Raw genomic sequence first — 15,740 nt, forward strand, 5'->3', positions numbered from 1 at the left:
GAGGATCAGGGCCGTCCGGCACGCACAGGCGCCCCGGACGGAACGACAGGGGAATGGACGTACTTGCGTGTGCCCGCGCCACGCAGCCGCATGGGTGCGGATGGGGGCGCGCCTTGAGAGATCCCAACTGGCACACGCCGGCCCGGTCCGGGCGCGCGCGCCGGCTGAGAGTGCAGGGGGATCGGGGATCCCCGGAGCCGGGTCGGATCAGATGGTCTCAGTCTGATCCGCGAATCCGTCTCCAAGCATCGTGAGAGACCGCTTCCGGCTTGGGTTGCGCGCAATCCAAACCGGACGGGCTCCAGGAGAAGCAGGATGGAATTCGATATCGTCTCGCTATCGCGATTTCAGTTCGCGATGACGGCGCTGTACCACTTCCTCTTCGTGCCATTGACGCTTGGCCTGTCTGTCATCGTAGCCATCATGGAGACGGTTTACGTTATGACAGGACGCCGCATCTGGCGGCAGATGACGAAGTTCTGGGGCACGCTGTTCGGCATCAACTTCGTGCTCGGCGTCGCCACCGGCCTCGTCATGGAATTCCAGTTCGGCATGAACTGGAGCTACTACAGCCATTATGTGGGCGACATCTTCGGTGCGCCGCTGGCCATCGAAGGGCTGATGGCCTTCTTCCTTGAGGCCACCTTCGTCGGCCTGTTCTTCTTCGGCTGGGACCGCATGTCGAAGGTGGGGCATCTGACCGCCACCTGGTGCGTGGCCTTCGGCTCCAACTTCTCGGCGCTCTGGATCCTGATTGCCAACGGCTGGATGCAGAACCCGGTGGGCGCGGCCTTCAACCCGCAGACCATGCGCATGGAGGTGGTGGACTTCTACGCCGTGCTGTTCAATCCGGTGGCGCAGGCGAAGTTCGTGCACACGGTCTCCGCTGGCTATGTCACCGCCTCGGTGTTCGTGCTCGGCGTTTCCGCCTGGTATGTGCTGAAGGGGCGCCATGTGGAGCTGGCCAAGCGCTCGCTCACGGTCGCCGCCTCCTTCGGCCTTGCCGCCTCGCTGTCGGTGGTGGTGCTGGGGGACGAGAGCGGATATCTCACCACCGAGCACCAGAAGATGAAGCTCGCGGCCATGGAAGCCGTGTGGCGCACGGAGAGCGTGCCCGCGCCCTTCACCATCGTCGGCTTCCCGGACCAGAAGGCCCGCGAGACGCATTATGCGGTGGAGATCCCGTGGGTCGGCGGCCTCATCGACACCCGCTCGCTCGATACGCCTGTCGAAGGCATCGAGGAACTGGTGGAGCGGGCCAAGGGCAACATCCGGCGCGGCCTGATCGCCTTCGACGCCCTGCAGAAGATCCGCGCCGCCGGCACCGGGACCGTTGATCCCGAGGTCAGGAAGGCGTTCGAGGACAATGGCAACCTGCTCGGCTACGGCCTGCTGCTGAAGCGCTATGTGGACGATCCGCGGCAGGCGACGCCGGAGCAGATCGACAAGGCGGCGTGGGATACGGTGCCGGAGGTGGCGCCGCTGTTCTGGACCTTCCGCATCATGGTCGGCGTCGGCATGTTCCAGATCCTGCTGATGAGCGTGTTCTTCGTGCTCTCCGCGCGGCGGATGCTGGATCGCTATCCGGCGCTGCTCTGGGTGGCGGTGCTCTCCATCCCGCTGCCCTGGATCGCGGTGGAATGCGGCTGGTTCGTCGCCGAGTTCGGCCGCCAGCCCTGGGTGGTGGAGGGGCTGCTGCCCACCGCCGAGGCGGTGTCCAGCCATGGCATCGTGCCGGTGCTGCTCACCATCTGCGGCTTCGCGATCATCTACACCATCCTCATCATCATCGAGATGTCGCTGATGCTGCGTGCCATTCGCAAGGGGCCGGAACCGGACGAACAGCCGGATGCCGAACTCATCCCCGCCAGCGTCGTGCCTGCGGAGTAGACCCATGATCCTGCATGAACTGATCGACTATCCGACGCTCCGCGTCATCTGGTGGGCGCTCCTTGGTGTGCTGCTCATCGGATTTGCCATCATGGACGGCTTCGACCTCGGCGTCGGTGCCCTCCTGCCCTTCGTCGCCCGCACCGATGTGGAGCGGCGCGTGGTGATCAACACCATCGGCCCGGTGTGGGAGGGCAATCAGGTGTGGCTGATCCTCGGCGGCGGGGCCATCTTCGCCGCCTGGCCGCCGCTCTATGCGGTGTCCTTCTCCGGCTTTTACCTGGCCATGTTCGCCATATTGGCGGCGCTGATCCTGCGGCCCGTGGGCTTCAAGTATCGCTCCAAGCGCGAGAGCACGGCGTGGCGCAGCCGCTGGGACTGGGCGCTGTTCGTGGGCGGTTTCGTGCCGGCGCTGATCTTCGGCGTGGCGGTGGGCAACACCCTTCAGGGCGTGCCCTTCCGCTTCAACGAGGATCTGCGCATCTTCTATGACGGCACCTTCTTCGGCCTGCTCAACCCCTATGCCCTGCTGTGCGGCCTGCTCTCGGTGGCCATGCTGGTGATGCACGGGGCGGGCTGGCTGGTGCTGAAGACGGACGGCATGGTGCAGAAGCGGGCGCGGACCTATGGCAGCATCGCCGCGCTTCTCACCATCGTGCTGTTCGCCCTCGGCGGGCTGGCGCTCTATTACCTCGTGGATGGCTACCGCATCACCTCGCCGGTGAACCCCGCGGGGCCGTCCAACCCGCTGATGAAGGGGGCGGAGATGGCGCAGGCGGCGTGGTTCGCCAATTACCGTGCCTATCCGCTGCTGCTGGCGGCGCCCGCGCTGGGCTTCCTCGGCGCCATGGCGGCGGGCCTCGGCCTGAAGTTCCGCATGGGCGGCGGCGTGGTGCTGCTGAGTGCCCTGTCGGTGCTGGGCATCATCGCCTCGGTGGGCGTGTCCATGTTCCCCTTCATCCTGCCCTCGTCCATCGACCCGCGGGCGAGCCTGACCGTGTGGGATGCCTCCTCCAGCCATCTCACCTTGTTCATCATGCTGTTCGCGACGGCGATCTTCCTGCCGCTCATCCTCATCTACACCAGCTGGGTCTACCGGGTGATGTGGGGGAAGGTGGACGAGAAGTCGATCACCGACGGCCACGGCCACGCTTACTGAGGAGACTGCAACATGTGGTACTTCGCCTGGATCCTCGGCCTGCCTCTGGCAGCCGCTTTCGCGGTGCTCAACGCCATGTGGTACGAGCTGATGAGCGACGAGGCCGAGAAGCGCAAGCTTCAGGGCCGCAGGTAAGCGGACCTCGCCCCGGCGGGCGTATCCCCGGCCGGGTGCCGCAAAGACGATTGAGCAGCCGCCCAATCCGCCGGATCGGGCGGCTTTTCATTTCCGCCTATCAATATGATTGAAGTTGTCGGGTTTGGATCAAGGGTTGTTCCGGACGGGAATGCAGTTGATCGAACTTGCCATGCGCCCGCCGCGTGCCCGCGCCGAGTTGATATTTTGTATTCCAAATGAATATTCAGAATGCTGCGACGCAGCATTTACTGTGAGACATCTATTCTAGTCACATGACCCAAGGTCATTTGGTCATAAAATGTGCTCCCTGTGACGAAAGCGCGCAGTAATTTCTTGCGGGATGCGACGTTTTTTGGGATTGAATTGATTCCAAAGTATGCGCGTACGGCGAGGAAGCCCATGGCAGGTTTACCCAATGACCCACTGATCAGCAGGCGTACCCTGCTGGCTTCCACGGCGGCGGCGGCCCTCGTGGGTGCGACGTTCGGGAGCGCCCGGGGCGTCAAGGCGCGCATGCTCAGCGGCGAGGTGCCGTGGGCACCCGGCATGGCGACCCCGCCCGAGCCCCTGGTCCCCAACGGCTGGCTCTATTTCACCCCGGAGGAATCCCGCGCGGTGGAAGCCATCGTCGAGCGGCTGATCCCCGGCGACGATCTCGGCCCCAGCGGCAAGGATGCGGGCTGCGCCGTGTTCATCGACCGCCAGATGGCCGGCCCCTATGGCGGCGCCGAGCGGCTCTACATGCGCCCACCCTTCGTCAACAACGCCTCCCCGCTGTTCGGCCCGCAGAGCCAGCTCACGCCGGCCCAGCAGTATCGCGTCGCGCTCAAGGCGCTGGACGCCTATTGCAAGGCGAACCATGGCGGCAAGGGGTTCGCGAATCTCCCGGGCGAGGATCGCGACAAGGTGCTGGCTGCCATGGAGAAGGGCGAGCCCAATTTCGAGGGCTTCGGCTCCCGGCCCTTCTTCAATCTGGTGTTGCAGAACACCATGGAAGGCTTCTTCGCCGATCCCATCTATGGCGGCAATCGCGACATGGCGGGCTGGAAGCTGATCGGCTTTCCCGGCGCGCGCTACGATTATCGCGACTTCATCGACACCGTGACCGAGCCCTACACGCTCCCGCCCGTGAGCCTGATGGGGCGCGCCGGCTGGACGCCGGGCCGCTGACGCGCGGCCCTCATCGCTTCCGCTTTCAAGGCCCGATGCGCGCCGCACAGGCGCGACGGCTCAAGGATTTCACACCATGGCTCGCAGGCTTCCGAAAAAAGACGTGGTGATCATCGGTCTCGGCTGGACCGGATCGCTGCTCGCCCATGAACTCACCGACGCGGGACTGGAGGTCGTCGCCATCGAGCGCGGCCCCTGGCGCGACACCTCCACCGACTTCTCGCCCACGCAGGATCCGGACGAACTGCGCTACGGCGTGCGGCTCGACCTGTTCCTGCGCCCCGCGCAGGAGACCTTCACGCTGCGCCACAACACCGGGCAGAACGCGCTGCCCATCCGCTGGCCGGGCGCCTTCATCGTCGGCAACGGCGTCGGTGGCGCGGGCGTGCACTGGAACGGCCACACCTGGCGTTTCCTGGAGAGTGACTTCGTGCTCAAGAGCCATCTCTCCCAGCGCTATGGCGCCGGTGCGATGCCGGAGGACATGCAGGTCGAGGACTGGGGCATCACCTATAACGACCTCGAGCCCTATTACGACAAGTTCGAATACATCTCCGGCACCTCGGGCCGGGCGGGCAACATCAAGGGGCAGCTCCAGCCGGGCGGCAATCCGTTCGAAGGGCCGCGTTCGCGCGGCTATCCGCTGCCGCCGCTGAAGGATACCGCGCCCACCGCGCTGTTCGCCAAGACCGCCAACGAGATGGGCTATCACGCCTTCCCGCGCCCGGCGGGCAATGCGTCGGAAGCCTATGTGAACCCGCTCGGCATCGCCATGGGGCCGTGCACCTATTGCGGCTTCTGCGAGCGCTTCGGCTGCGGCAACTATTCCAAGGCCAGCCCGCAGGCCAACGTGCTGCCGGTGCTGATGCGCAAGTCCAATTTCAGCGTGCGCACCGAGAGCGAGGTGCTGCACATCAACAAGGATGCCAGCGGCACCCGCGCCACGGGCGTCACCTTCGTGGACACCTCGGGGCAGGAGTGGGAGCAGCCGGCGGATATCGTGCTGGTGTGCGCCTATGGCCTGCACAATGTGCGCATGATGCTGCTGTCCGGCATCGGCACGCCCTATGATCCGAAGACCGGCGAGGGCACGGTGGGCCGCAACTATGCCTACCAGTCGGCGGGCGCGGCGGGCCTGCTGTTCGAGGGCAAGCGCTTCAACCCCTTCGTGGGCGCGGGCTCGCTCGGCCAGTGCATCGACGATTTCAACGGCGACAATTTCGACCATACGGGGCTCGGCTTCTTCGGCGGCGCGAGCATCACCACGTCGAACTATCACGGCCGCCCCATCGCGTCCTCCGCCAACCGCGCGCCGGGCGCGCCGGCCTGGGGCTCGGCCTGGAAGAAGCAGGTGTCGTCCACCTATCAGAACTCGTCGGCGGTGGCCGGGCAGGGCAGCGTCTATTCCTATCGCGACAAGTATCTGGATCTCGACCCGGTCTACAAGGATCGCTACGGGCGGCCGCTGCTGCGCATGACGTTCGACTGGCACGAGAACGAGAAGAAGATGACGCGCTTCATCGCCCAGAAGTGCGCCGAGATCGGCAAGGCCATGGGCGCCAAGCATGTCACCCCGCGCTCCATCCCGGACCACTTCAACGTGGTGCCCTATCAGAGCACGCACAACACGGGCGGTGCGATCATGGGCTCGGATCCCAAGCGCAGCGCGGTGAACCGCTATCTCCAGAGCTGGGACGTGCACAACGTGTTCGTGGTGGGCGCTTCCGCCTTCCCGCAGAACGCCGGCTACAACCCCACCGGCACGGTGGGCGCGCTGGCGCTGATGGCGGCGGATGCGATCCGCAACGAGTATCTGAAAAACCCCGGCCCGCTGGTCCAGGCGTGAGGAAGGAGCACTCCATGACACGCGCTCTCAGCCTCAAGACCATCGCCCTCGGCCTCGCGCTGACCGGCGGCTCAACCGCAGCCCTTTCCACTGTGGCCCTTGCTGACGGACAGGATTTCGTCACCATCGAGAAGGGGCAGTATCTCGCCACCGCGGGCGACTGCATCTCCTGCCACACCGCGCCGGGCGGAAAGCCCTTCGCTGGTGGCCGTGGGATCATGACGCCCTTCGGTGTCATCTATACGCCCAACATCACGCCCGACCGGGAAACCGGCATCGGCGCGTGGACGGCGGACCAGTTCGTCGCCTCCATGCAGCATGGTGTGGGCAAGGACGGGGAACTGCTCTATCCGGCCTTCCCCTATCCCTTCTACACCAAGGTGAAGCGCGATGATCTGGTGGCCATCAAGGCCTATCTGGACACGCTGGATCCGGTGCGCAGCGAGGCCAAGCCGAACGGCCTGCCGTTCCCGCTCAACATCCGCACGGCGCTGATGGGCTGGAACATGCTGTTCTTCACCCCCGGCGAGTTCAAGCCGGATCCGGCCAAGTCGGAAGAGTTCAACCGTGGCGCCTATCTGGTCGAAGGTCTCGCCCATTGCGGCGCCTGCCATACGCCCAAGAATATGCTGGGCGGCGACAAGTCCGACAAGGTGCTGGCCGGCGGCGTGCTGGACGAGTGGACCGCCCCGAACCTCGGCGGCGACCTGCGCACCGGTCTCGGCGGCTGGTCCACGGCCGATATCGTCGAGTATCTGAAGACCGGCCGCAACGCCAAGTCGGCGGCGTCCGGCCCCATGGCCGAGGTGGTCTATTATTCCACCCAGCACATGACGGATGCGGATCTCAAGGCCATGGCGGTCTATCTGAAGGAGCGCGCGCCCTCGCCGGCCGTCCCGGCGCCGAAGCCGGTGCCGGCGGAGGACCCGGTGATGAAGGCGGGCCTCGCGGTGTATCAGGACAATTGCTCGGCCTGCCACGTCTCCAACGGTCAGGGCATCGCCCGCCTGTTCCCGGATCTGAAGGGCAGCGCGGTGGTGCAGGCGGACGAGGTGGAAACGCTGGTGCGCATCGTGGTGCAGGGCACCCGCGCGGCGGCGACCAAGACCGCGCCCACCGGCCCCGGCATGCCGGCCTTTGACTGGAAGCTCAACGACGTCCAGACGGCGGCGCTGCTGACCTATATCCGCAATGCCTGGGGCAATGCGGCGGCCCCGGTGACGGCGGATCAGGTGAAGTCCATCCGTGGCCGCCTGACGGACACCGCCGCGACGCCCTGAGCGGCGGACGCGCTCCAGACAGAAAGAAGGCCCGGCGGATCGTCTCCGCCGGGCCTTTTTGTTTGGGCAGGGTTGAGGTCGCTCGACACTTCCATGCGGGATCGGTGCCGCAGAAGACCGTCATGCCCGGGCTTGTCCCGGGTATCCACGCGGTTCCGCTCGGAACGGTCTTCGGAGGTCTGCACTGTCGGCCCGGCGTGGATCCCCGGGACAAGCCCGGGGATGACGGTTCTCTGCAACGCAGAGCTGGCGGAACGCCCCGGTCCCGCCCCTATCGATCCGCCGCTCAGCCCTTGTTGGCCTTCACATATTCGGCCACCTGCGCATGGGTGCCGAACCACACGTCGCCCTTGGACTTGGCATGGCGGATCACCTCTTCGAGGATCCAGATGCGCGAGCGCGGGGTGATGATGTGCGGGTGCATGGTGAGCTGGAACAGTCCGCCCGCCTCATAGGCCGCGTCGAACTCGCGCAGGAAGATGTCCAGCACGTCCTTCGGCGGCGTGTAGGGGCGCAGCGACTGGAAGCGGTGCATCATGAAATAGACCGCGTCATCGCGGATCCACTCCACCGGGATTTCCACGATGCCGGTGGACACGCCGTCCATCTCCAGATCGTAGCAATCCTCGTCCGCCATCAGCGAGGAATCGTAGAGCAGCTCAAGCTCGGTCTCGATGCGCAGCGTGTTGGGGGAAAAATCCCAGGAGGGCGTGCGCAGGCCCACGGGGCGCACGCCGGTGATCTTCTCCAGCATGTCGGTGGAGCGGAACATCAGGTCGCGCTCGGCCTCGTAGGGCAGCACGGAATTCAGCTCGTGGATCCAGCCGTGGATGCCGATCTCATGGCCTTCGGCGATCACCCGGCGCTGCTCGTCGGGATGGGTCATGGCCACCACCGCCGGCACGTAGAAGGTGGCGGGGATGTCGTTGCGCTTCAGGATCTCCAGCACGCGCGGCACGCCCACGCGATTGCCATACTGGCCCCACGACATGCGGCCGATGGACTTTCCACCTTCGCGCAGTTCGTTGGTCTCATGGTCGCTGTCAAAAGACAGCGCCACGGCGCAGCGCGCGCCGCCCGGCCAGCTCTTGGGGGCGAGGCGCTCGCCGGCGCGCACCTGATTGATGAGCTTGCGCCAATGGGCTTCTTCCCACTGCCACGGCTCGAGGGAGGCCTGTGCGGGAGTGTTCGTCATGACCGTGATCCTTCCTGAAACTGTCCGCTGGGCTAATACATATCGAGCTATTTGCCGCCGTCCACCGACAGCACCTGCCCGTTCACGAAGCTGGCGAGGTCGGAGGCGAAGAACAGCACCGCCTTGGCGATCTCGTCCGCCGTGCCGAGGCGCTTCAATGCGACGCCGTCCACCAGCGCGCGCTGCTTCTCTTCGCCGTAAGCCTCCCACTGCCGTTCCGTGGCGGGATTGGTGCGCACGAAGCCGGGAGCCACGCTGTTGACCCGGATGCCATGCGGCCCCAGCTCATGGGCAAGCTGGCGGGTGAGGCCGAGCATGGCGTGCTTGGAGGCGCAATAGGCCTGCACGCCGGTGAGGGAGGCCTGCAACGCCGCACTGGACGTGATGGTGACGATGGCACCCGCGCCCGCGCGCTTCATGGCGGGAGCCGCAGTGCGGCAGAGGGTGAAGGTGGCATTCAGATTGATGTCCACGATGCGGTTCCAGTCCGCATCCTCCACCTCTTCCAGCGGCCGGGGCGCCTGCCCGGCCACGCCGCCGGCATTGCACACCAGAATGTCGATGGCGCGCCCGGTTCTCTGCTCGATGGAGGCGATCCATGCCGCGCCCGCCGCGCGATCCAGCAGGTCTACCTTCTCCAGCGTGATGCCGGGGGCAAGGTCGGCGGGGGCATCGAGAATATCGCAGCCGAACACCTGCGCGCCGTTCTGCGCGAACAAGCTGGAGATGGCCTTGCCGAAGCCGATGGCGGCGCCGGAGACGGCGACCGTCTTGCCGGTGAAGTCGAGCATCATGGGCGAGCGTTCCGTTTCTGAAAGCGGGTCCGGATACGAAAAGGCCCCGCCGAAGCGGGGCCTTTGGAGTGTGTCAGCGCAGGTCGTCGTGGGCCGTTTCCGGCAGCAGGGCGATGACCACGCCGGAGATCACGGCGGCCGCGATCAGATAGTAGGTGGGCGCCAGCGGGGAGCCGGTCTGGGCGATCAGCCAGGTGGCGATGAAGGGCGCGAAACCGCCGAACACCGTCACGGCGAGGCTGTAGCCCGTGGACATCCAGGTGGAGCGCGAGTGCGTCGGGAATATCTCCGCGATGGCGGCCGGGCCGGGGCCCGAGAACATGGCGATCATCAGGCCGAAGATGATCTGGATGCCCATCACCGTCAGCAGCGGCGCGCCGGAGGCCATGGCCCCGAACAACGGATAGGTGAACAGCGCGAAGGCGGCACAGCAGGCCAGCAGCATGGGCTTGCGGCCGATGCGGTCGGAGATGATGCCCATCACCGGAATGACCACCGCCAGCACCACGAGGCCCAGCGTGTTGGACCACAGCGACTCCACGCGGCTGAGGCCGGCATACTTCTGGGTGAAGGTCGGCATGTAATAGAGGATGACGTAATAGGAGACGGTCCACAGCACGGTGAAGCCGAACGCCTTGGTGGCGAGGATCCAGCCGGGGGTGGGATCGCGCTTCACCACCGGGGCGGCGATCGCCTCGCGATAGGCGGGGGTCTCGTCGATGCTGGCGCGCATGTAGAGGCCCACCGGCAGCAGGACGATGCCGAGGATGAAGGGAATGCGCCAGCCCCACGAATCCATCTGGTCGGGCGTGAGCACGGTGGAGAACAGCGCCGCGACGCCGGACCCCAGCAGCAGGCCGCCGGCCACGCTGGACTGCTGCCAGCTGCCAAAATAGCCGCGCTTGCCCTTGGGCGCCCACTCCACGATGAAGGCGGTGGCGCCGCCCCATTCGCCGCCGGCGGCGAAGCCCTGCAGCAGGCGGCAGAGCACCAGCAGCGCCGGTGCGGCAACACCGATCACCTCATAGGAGGGGATGAGGCCGATGCCCACCGTGCCGATGGCCATGGTGAAGATGGTGAGCAGCAGGGCCGACTTGCGGCCGCGCGTATCGCCCATGCGGCCGATGATGATGCCGCCGAGCGGGCGGGCGGCAAATCCGATGCCGAAGGTGGCGAAGGTGAGCAGCAGGGCGCTCAGGTCATCGCCGGCGGGGAAGAATTTGTGCGCGATGATGGTGGCGACATAGCCGTAGATGGCGAAGTCATACCATTCCAGAACGTTGCCGATGGTCGCGGCGATGACGGCGCGGCGGCTGTCGCTGGTGGAGGCCCCGCCAGCGCCGCCGGACGGCACTGTACCTGCGTGGGTGCCTGACATCTCGTTGATCCCCTCTGAGCCTTGTTGGCCATCAAAAGCAGCCGCTGGAAGCGCGATTGCATTTTGATTTGACGTATTATAATGCAATACACAAAATCGTAATATGTGGGGGGCATATGTCAACTGACGAGACGGGCGAGTTTCAGCGCGATCCCCTGCATGTTGCGTCGGTTGCCAAGGCTTTTCGCGTGCTGGAGGCATTCGGCCACACCAACACCGACCTGAGCCTCGCCGAGATCGCCCGCCATGCCGGCCTCGACAAGAGCGCCACGCAGCGTTTCGCCCACACGCTCTGGCAGCTCGGTTATCTGGAAAAGGATGCGCGCACGCGCCGCTTCCGTCTCGGCAAGCCGGTGCTGGACCTGACCTTCTTCTATCTGCGCTCGAACCCGCTGGTGGAGTTGGCGACGCCGGCCCTGCTGGAGCTGCGCCGCCGCTGCGGCGAGCGCGCCAACCTGTCGCTGTTCGACGAGACCACCACCATCTATGCCATCCGCCAGCAGTCGAAGCGGGAATATTTCGACAGCTCGCTGATCGGCCGGCGCATCCCCGTGTTCCTTTCATCGGGCGGGCGGGCGATCCTCGCCCAGCTGCCGCCTGCGGAAGCTGCCGCCATCATCGCCCGCTCCGATCTGATCGCCCGCACGCCGAAAACCCTCACCGATCCCGCCGCCATCCTCGCCAAGGTGGCGGAGGCGCGGGAAGCCGGCTTCGCACTGGCGGTGGAGGAGACGACCCTGGGCGAGATCACGCTGGGGGCCGCCGTGCTCAATGCCGCCGGCCGGCCGGTGGCCGCCGTGCATGTGGCGGCCTCGATCAGCGACTGGAAGCCTGAGGTGTTCGCCGAGCGCTTCTCCGGCATGGTGGTGGAGACGGCCCAGTCGCTGAGCCGCTCGCAGGGCAATGTGCCGCCCATGACCCGCTGAGGGGAGGGGCGCGCCTGTCGCATTCGCATGTTCCGGGGTGCTGCCTTCCCCTGCGAGACTGGCGCGCGGCGCCGCGTGCCCCTATCCTGAGGCTGAAGCAGGACCGTTTCGCCGGTCTTCTCAGGTGAAGGGCGAACCATCATGGGCACAACTCAGGGGCCGACCCCGGCCGCGGCTGTACCGCAGATGACCCATGCCGCGCATGACGGGTGCAGCTTCGTGCGCGTGCAGCTGCCGCCCGGCACCCATGTGGACGTCAGCCGCGTCTTCCATGACGAGGTTTCCCTGATCGCTTTCAGCGGCGCCGCCTGGCAGAGCCGGCAGGCCGGCCGCACCCATCTGGAGGTGCCGGGTACGGTGGTGATGCGCGACGCCGGCCAGGTGTTCGACGTGAAATCGCTGAGCGTGGACGAGGTGACGGGGGCCGACTGCCGCGAGATCCACCTCTCGCCCCGCCGGCTCAAGGGCCTGCTGGCGACGGCGGAGGGCGGCGCGCCGGCGATGGATTTCTCCGATCCGGTGATCTCCCATTCCGGTCTCCATGATCTGCTGCTGGAGACCCACCGGCTCTATGCGGGAGGCGGCTGCACGCTGGCGCGCGAGACCTGCCTCGCCTCGCTGGCGATCGGGCTTGCGCAGGTGACATCCGGCCGCCCGCTGCGCTTCTCGCTGAAGGACTGCCCGCGCCGGCATGCGCGCGTTGTTGAATATATGCGCAGCAACTATGCGCGCAGCATCACGCTGGAAGAACTGGCGACGCTGGCCGACACCAACCCCTTCGTGCTGATCCGCCAGTTCCGCCGCGAATATGGGGTGACGCCGCACGAATATCTGCGGGTATTCCGCGTCAACAAGGCCCGCGCCTATATTCAGCAGGGGTTCCGGCTGGCGGAGGTGGCGGCCATGTGCGGCTTCTCCGACCAGAGCCACATGACCCGCCAGTTCAAGCGCACCGTGGGCGTGACGCCGGGCCAGTTCATCGCGCTCCGCAACTGAGGCATGTCCGGCTTCGACTGGTTCGCGATCCTCGCCAGAAGATATTCCCTCTCAAGGTACTAGCGGGGCGTGCGGTCCGTCGGCCGCTCTGCCTGACATGTCTGCCGGCCTTGCCGTCTGCGATCAGGACGGTGGCGTGCGGAGGGTCGCGAGGATGTCGGTCAGGGTTGGGCCGATGGATCTCAGCTCATCGAGATGGGCGGCGGAAAGCTGCTTCAGGCGCTTCTCGCCCTCGCGCGTCAGGGTGACCAGCACGCGCCTCCCGTCGCTCGGGTCCGCCGCACGCCGCACGAGGTCCGTACGTTCGAGACGATCCACCAGCTCCACCGCCGTGTGCTGGCGAACCAGCAGACGCTGGGCGAGCCCACCGATGGACAGGCCTTCGCCGGTGTCCACCCCCTTGATGGTCAGAAGCGCCTGATGCTGCTGCGAGGTCAGGCCCGCCTCGGCGGCGGCCTCCTCGCTGAAGGCGAGGAACTTGCGGATCGCATAGCGGAACTCCGCGAGGGCCGCATAGTCGGGGTCCTCGGCCTTGCCCGTCGCGCGCCGTGGGGAGGCCGAACGCGAATCCACCATTGAATGCTCCTTTGGCGCGAGATATATCGTGTTACGATATAAAACTCATCAGCCGATGTCCTTGCCATGACAGCTTCTTCCAATCCCCCCACGCATACCACACGCGAGATCAAGGGGCCTCGGCCCGATCGGCCGCTGGCCGCCGGCGCCCCGGAACTGGGCGACTTCACCGCCGACTATCGCGTGGTGATCCTGATGGCGATCGCCGTCGTGGTGGGCGCGGCGGCGGTGGGCACGGCGTGGGCGTTGCTGCGGCTGATCACCCTGTGCACCAACCTTGCCTATTACGGGCGCCTGTCGCTGGAGGCGCTGCCCATCTCCGGCTCGCCGTGGGGCGGATACATGGTGGTCGTGCCCGTGGTCGGCTGCTTCATCATCGGTCTGATGGCCCGTTACGGGTCGGAAAAGATCCGGGGCCACGGCATCCCGGAGGCCATAGAGGCGATCCTGATCGGCAAGAGCCGCATCAGCCTGAAGGTGGCTGTGCTGAAGCCGCTGTCCTCCGCCATCTCCATCGGCACGGGTGGCCCCTTCGGTGCGGAAGGCCCGATCATCATGACCGGCGGTGCCGTGGGCTCGCTGCTGGGGCAGATGTTCCATCTCTCCTCCGCCGAGCGCAAGGCGCTGCTGGTGGCGGGCGCCGCGGCGGGCATGACGGGCATCTTCGGCACCCCCATCGCGGCGGTGCTGCTTTCCGTCGAACTGCTGCTGTTCGAGTGGAAGCCCCGCAGCTTCCTGCCCGTCATCGTGGCTGTGGCGGTCGCCGCCGGCGTCCGGACGCTGATCCTCGATCCCGCGCCCCTGTTCGCCTATCACGGCGCCATGGAGCCGAGCCTCGACGGCATGGTGTCGTGGCTGCTGATCGGCCTTGCCGCCGGGCTGGTGTCCGGCGTCCTCACCGCCATGGTGTATGGCGCGGAGGACCTGTTCCAGAAGCTGCCGATCCACTGGATGTGGTGGCCGCTGCTGGGGGGCCTTGCCATCGGCATCGGCGGCCTCATCGAGCCGGCGGCGCTCGGCGTGGGCTATGAGAATATCGGCGCCCTGCTGGCCGGTGACATGCCCCTCAAGGCGGCGGTTCTCCTGCTGGTGGTCAAGGCGATCATCTGGGCCATCGCGCTGGGGTCCGGTACGTCCGGTGGCGTGCTGGCGCCGCTGCTGATCTTCGGCGGCGCGCTCGGCGCAGTGGTGGGGCAGGTTCTGCCGCCGGCCGATGCGGGCTTCTGGTCGCTGCTCGGCATGGCGGCCATGATGGGCGGCACCATGCGTGCACCGCTCACCGCGACCCTGTTCGCCATGGAACTGACGGGAGATTATCGCGCGGCGCTTCCGCTGCTGGTGGCCTGCGGGATCGCCTACGCCACGACGGTGCTGCTGCTGAAGCGCTCCATCCTCACCGAGAAGATCGCCCGGCGCGGCCTGCACATCACCCGCGAATATCACACCGACCCGTTCGACCAGACGCGGGTGCGCGACGTGATGGTGGGGGAGGTGGACACGCTGCCGGCGGACTGGAGCGTGGGCGCCGCCCTCGACCATTTCATGGCCGAGGGGCACCGCCACAAGAGCTATCCGGTGGTGTCGCAGGATCGTCAGGTGCTGGGCATGGTCTCGCGGGCGGATGTTCTCCTCTGGCTGCGGGAAGGGGAGGGGCTGGACCGCGCGACGCCCCTTGCGGAGCGCATCGATGATGCAGGCCTCGTGGTCGCCGGGCCGGACGAGCTGGTGAGCCACGTGGCGGATCGCATGGCGCAGACGGGCACCGGGCGCGTGCCGGTCATTGACGCGCACCATCGCCTGGTGGGGCTGGTCGCCCGCAAGGACCTGCTGGCCGCGCGCGCCCGGCGGATGGCGGAAGAGCAGGACCACGCGGCGCATCTCGGCTGGTGGAAGCGCGCATAGTGCTTTCCGCCGGCGATGGTCTCACGCACCGGCTGCCGCGCCTTCCGTTGCGGCCGGCGCTCGGGCGTCCAAAAAGGGTGTGAACGGACAAGACCGCTCACACCTGCGGCCGCATGGTTCCGGCATACGTCGGATCGTGTGTGGTGGCCGTCAGGGTGCCGGCACTCCGTATCCGGCCGCGCAGAACCGGCAAAGGTGCGGTTGCATGAAACTCTATGTGCTCTCCCTCGGTGCCGGGCTGCTGGTGGGCGTCATCTATGCCCTTCTTCAGGTGCGCTCGCCCGCTCCGCCGGTGGTGGCGCTCATCGGCCTGCTCGGCATCCTCATTGGGGAGCAACTGCCGCCGCTGGTGAAAAGCCTGTGGCATAAGGAGAAGCCAGCGCCGTCGTGGTTCTCGGGTCAGGTGAAGCCGCACATGTTCGGCCACATGGCCGGACCCGCCTGCAAGCGCGATCCCGCCGCCACGCCACCTGACAAGCTGGCCTGATCG

The 15,740-nt window shown here is 66.5% G+C and carries 14 protein-coding genes; 10 read left to right on the top strand and 4 right to left on the bottom strand.

Features of this window, described 5'->3' with window-relative positions:
• Positions 1-315 precede the first annotated feature (315 nt).
• From IEW24_RS20630 to IEW24_RS20655, 6 genes are all read left to right on the top strand, one after another.
• Positions 316-1,890 carry a cytochrome ubiquinol oxidase subunit I gene (locus IEW24_RS20630; protein WP_188582209.1) on the top strand — a complete coding sequence of 525 codons (1,575 nt, stop codon included), beginning with the start codon at positions 316-318 and terminating at the stop codon, positions 1,888-1,890.
• Positions 1,891-1,894: 4 nt separating this feature from the next.
• Positions 1,895-3,049 carry a cytochrome d ubiquinol oxidase subunit II gene (gene cydB, locus IEW24_RS20635; protein ID WP_188582211.1) on the top strand — a complete coding sequence of 385 codons (1,155 nt, stop codon included), beginning with the start codon at positions 1,895-1,897 and terminating at the stop codon, positions 3,047-3,049.
• Positions 3,050-3,061: 12 nt separating this feature from the next.
• On the top strand, positions 3,062-3,184 hold the full coding sequence (gene cydX, locus IEW24_RS20640) for a cytochrome bd-I oxidase subunit CydX (RefSeq protein ID WP_188582213.1): 123 nt from the start codon (positions 3,062-3,064) through the stop codon (positions 3,182-3,184).
• 402 nt (positions 3,185-3,586) lie between these two features.
• A complete protein-coding gene (locus tag IEW24_RS20645) occupies positions 3,587-4,357 on the top strand; it encodes a gluconate 2-dehydrogenase subunit 3 family protein (protein ID WP_188582214.1) in 771 nt (256 codons plus the stop codon).
• Positions 4,358-4,433: 76 nt separating this feature from the next.
• Complete coding sequence (locus IEW24_RS20650; RefSeq protein WP_188582217.1) at positions 4,434-6,203, top strand: GMC family oxidoreductase; 1,770 nt, start codon at positions 4,434-4,436, stop codon at positions 6,201-6,203.
• A gap of 14 nt (positions 6,204-6,217) precedes the next feature.
• Entirely contained in the window at positions 6,218-7,483 is a 1,266-nt protein-coding gene (locus tag IEW24_RS20655; protein ID WP_188582218.1) for a c-type cytochrome, read from the top strand.
• A 286-nt stretch (positions 7,484-7,769) separates the two neighbouring features.
• On the opposite strand, the gene IEW24_RS20660 is transcribed toward IEW24_RS20655, so the two are convergent.
• From IEW24_RS20660 to IEW24_RS20670, 3 genes are all read right to left on the bottom strand, one after another.
• Positions 7,770-8,678, bottom strand: coding sequence for a polysaccharide deacetylase family protein (locus tag IEW24_RS20660; protein WP_188582220.1), 909 nt, complete (start codon positions 8,676-8,678; stop codon positions 7,770-7,772).
• A 47-nt stretch (positions 8,679-8,725) separates the two neighbouring features.
• Positions 8,726-9,472, bottom strand: a complete 747-nt coding sequence (locus IEW24_RS20665) for an SDR family NAD(P)-dependent oxidoreductase (protein ID WP_188582222.1) — start codon at positions 9,470-9,472, stop codon at positions 8,726-8,728.
• A 73-nt stretch (positions 9,473-9,545) separates the two neighbouring features.
• Entirely contained in the window at positions 9,546-10,850 is a 1,305-nt protein-coding gene (locus tag IEW24_RS20670) for an MFS transporter (RefSeq protein ID WP_188582224.1), read from the bottom strand.
• A gap of 116 nt (positions 10,851-10,966) precedes the next feature.
• On the opposite strand from IEW24_RS20670, the gene IEW24_RS20675 reads away from it, so the two are divergent.
• Together IEW24_RS20675 and IEW24_RS20680 are read left to right on the top strand one after the other, a co-directional pair.
• Positions 10,967-11,776: an IclR family transcriptional regulator gene (locus IEW24_RS20675; RefSeq protein ID WP_188582226.1), complete on the top strand. Its 810-nt coding sequence runs from the start codon at positions 10,967-10,969 to the stop codon at positions 11,774-11,776.
• Positions 11,777-11,917: 141 nt separating this feature from the next.
• Positions 11,918-12,772 (top strand): helix-turn-helix transcriptional regulator, encoded by an 855-nt coding sequence (locus IEW24_RS20680; RefSeq protein WP_188582228.1) that lies wholly within the window; start codon positions 11,918-11,920, stop codon positions 12,770-12,772.
• A 123-nt stretch (positions 12,773-12,895) separates the two neighbouring features.
• Here the strand turns inward: IEW24_RS20680 and IEW24_RS20685 are convergent, their stop codons facing one another.
• Complete coding sequence (locus IEW24_RS20685) at positions 12,896-13,348, bottom strand: MarR family winged helix-turn-helix transcriptional regulator (RefSeq protein ID WP_188582230.1); 453 nt, start codon at positions 13,346-13,348, stop codon at positions 12,896-12,898.
• A gap of 66 nt (positions 13,349-13,414) precedes the next feature.
• Between IEW24_RS20685 and IEW24_RS20690 the strand changes: the two genes are divergently transcribed.
• Both IEW24_RS20690 and IEW24_RS20695 read left to right on the top strand, forming a co-directional pair.
• Positions 13,415-15,250 (top strand): chloride channel protein, encoded by a 1,836-nt coding sequence (locus IEW24_RS20690; RefSeq protein WP_188582232.1) that lies wholly within the window; start codon positions 13,415-13,417, stop codon positions 15,248-15,250.
• A gap of 205 nt (positions 15,251-15,455) precedes the next feature.
• Positions 15,456-15,737, top strand: coding sequence for a DUF1427 family protein (locus IEW24_RS20695; protein ID WP_188582234.1), 282 nt, complete (start codon positions 15,456-15,458; stop codon positions 15,735-15,737).
• Positions 15,738-15,740: the final 3 nt, after the last annotated feature.

This window comes from Azorhizobium oxalatiphilum (assembly GCF_014635325.1).
In the GTDB taxonomy this organism is placed as follows: Bacteria; Pseudomonadota; Alphaproteobacteria; order Rhizobiales; family Xanthobacteraceae; genus Azorhizobium; species Azorhizobium oxalatiphilum.

Bases quoted from the DNA above. Each gene is read 5' to 3' on its own strand.
- IEW24_RS20690 (WP_188582232.1), top strand. From the start codon at position 13,415: ATGACAGCTTCTTCCAATCCCCCCACGCATACCACACGCGAGATCAAG.
- IEW24_RS20670 (WP_188582224.1), bottom strand. From the start codon at position 10,850: ATGTCAGGCACCCACGCAGGTACAGTGCCGTCCGGCGGCGCTGGCGGG.
- IEW24_RS20675 (WP_188582226.1), top strand. From the start codon at position 10,967: ATGTCAACTGACGAGACGGGCGAGTTTCAGCGCGATCCCCTGCATGTT.
- IEW24_RS20630 (WP_188582209.1), top strand. From the start codon at position 316: ATGGAATTCGATATCGTCTCGCTATCGCGATTTCAGTTCGCGATGACG.
- cydB (WP_188582211.1), top strand. From the start codon at position 1,895: ATGATCCTGCATGAACTGATCGACTATCCGACGCTCCGCGTCATCTGG.
- cydX (WP_188582213.1), top strand. From the start codon at position 3,062: ATGTGGTACTTCGCCTGGATCCTCGGCCTGCCTCTGGCAGCCGCTTTC.
- IEW24_RS20645 (WP_188582214.1), top strand. From the start codon at position 3,587: ATGGCAGGTTTACCCAATGACCCACTGATCAGCAGGCGTACCCTGCTG.
- IEW24_RS20695 (WP_188582234.1), top strand. From the start codon at position 15,456: ATGAAACTCTATGTGCTCTCCCTCGGTGCCGGGCTGCTGGTGGGCGTC.
- IEW24_RS20685 (WP_188582230.1), bottom strand. From the start codon at position 13,348: ATGGTGGATTCGCGTTCGGCCTCCCCACGGCGCGCGACGGGCAAGGCC.
- IEW24_RS20680 (WP_188582228.1), top strand. From the start codon at position 11,918: ATGGGCACAACTCAGGGGCCGACCCCGGCCGCGGCTGTACCGCAGATG.
- IEW24_RS20660 (WP_188582220.1), bottom strand. From the start codon at position 8,678: ATGACGAACACTCCCGCACAGGCCTCCCTCGAGCCGTGGCAGTGGGAA.
- IEW24_RS20665 (WP_188582222.1), bottom strand. From the start codon at position 9,472: ATGATGCTCGACTTCACCGGCAAGACGGTCGCCGTCTCCGGCGCCGCC.
- IEW24_RS20650 (WP_188582217.1), top strand. From the start codon at position 4,434: ATGGCTCGCAGGCTTCCGAAAAAAGACGTGGTGATCATCGGTCTCGGC.
- IEW24_RS20655 (WP_188582218.1), top strand. From the start codon at position 6,218: ATGACACGCGCTCTCAGCCTCAAGACCATCGCCCTCGGCCTCGCGCTG.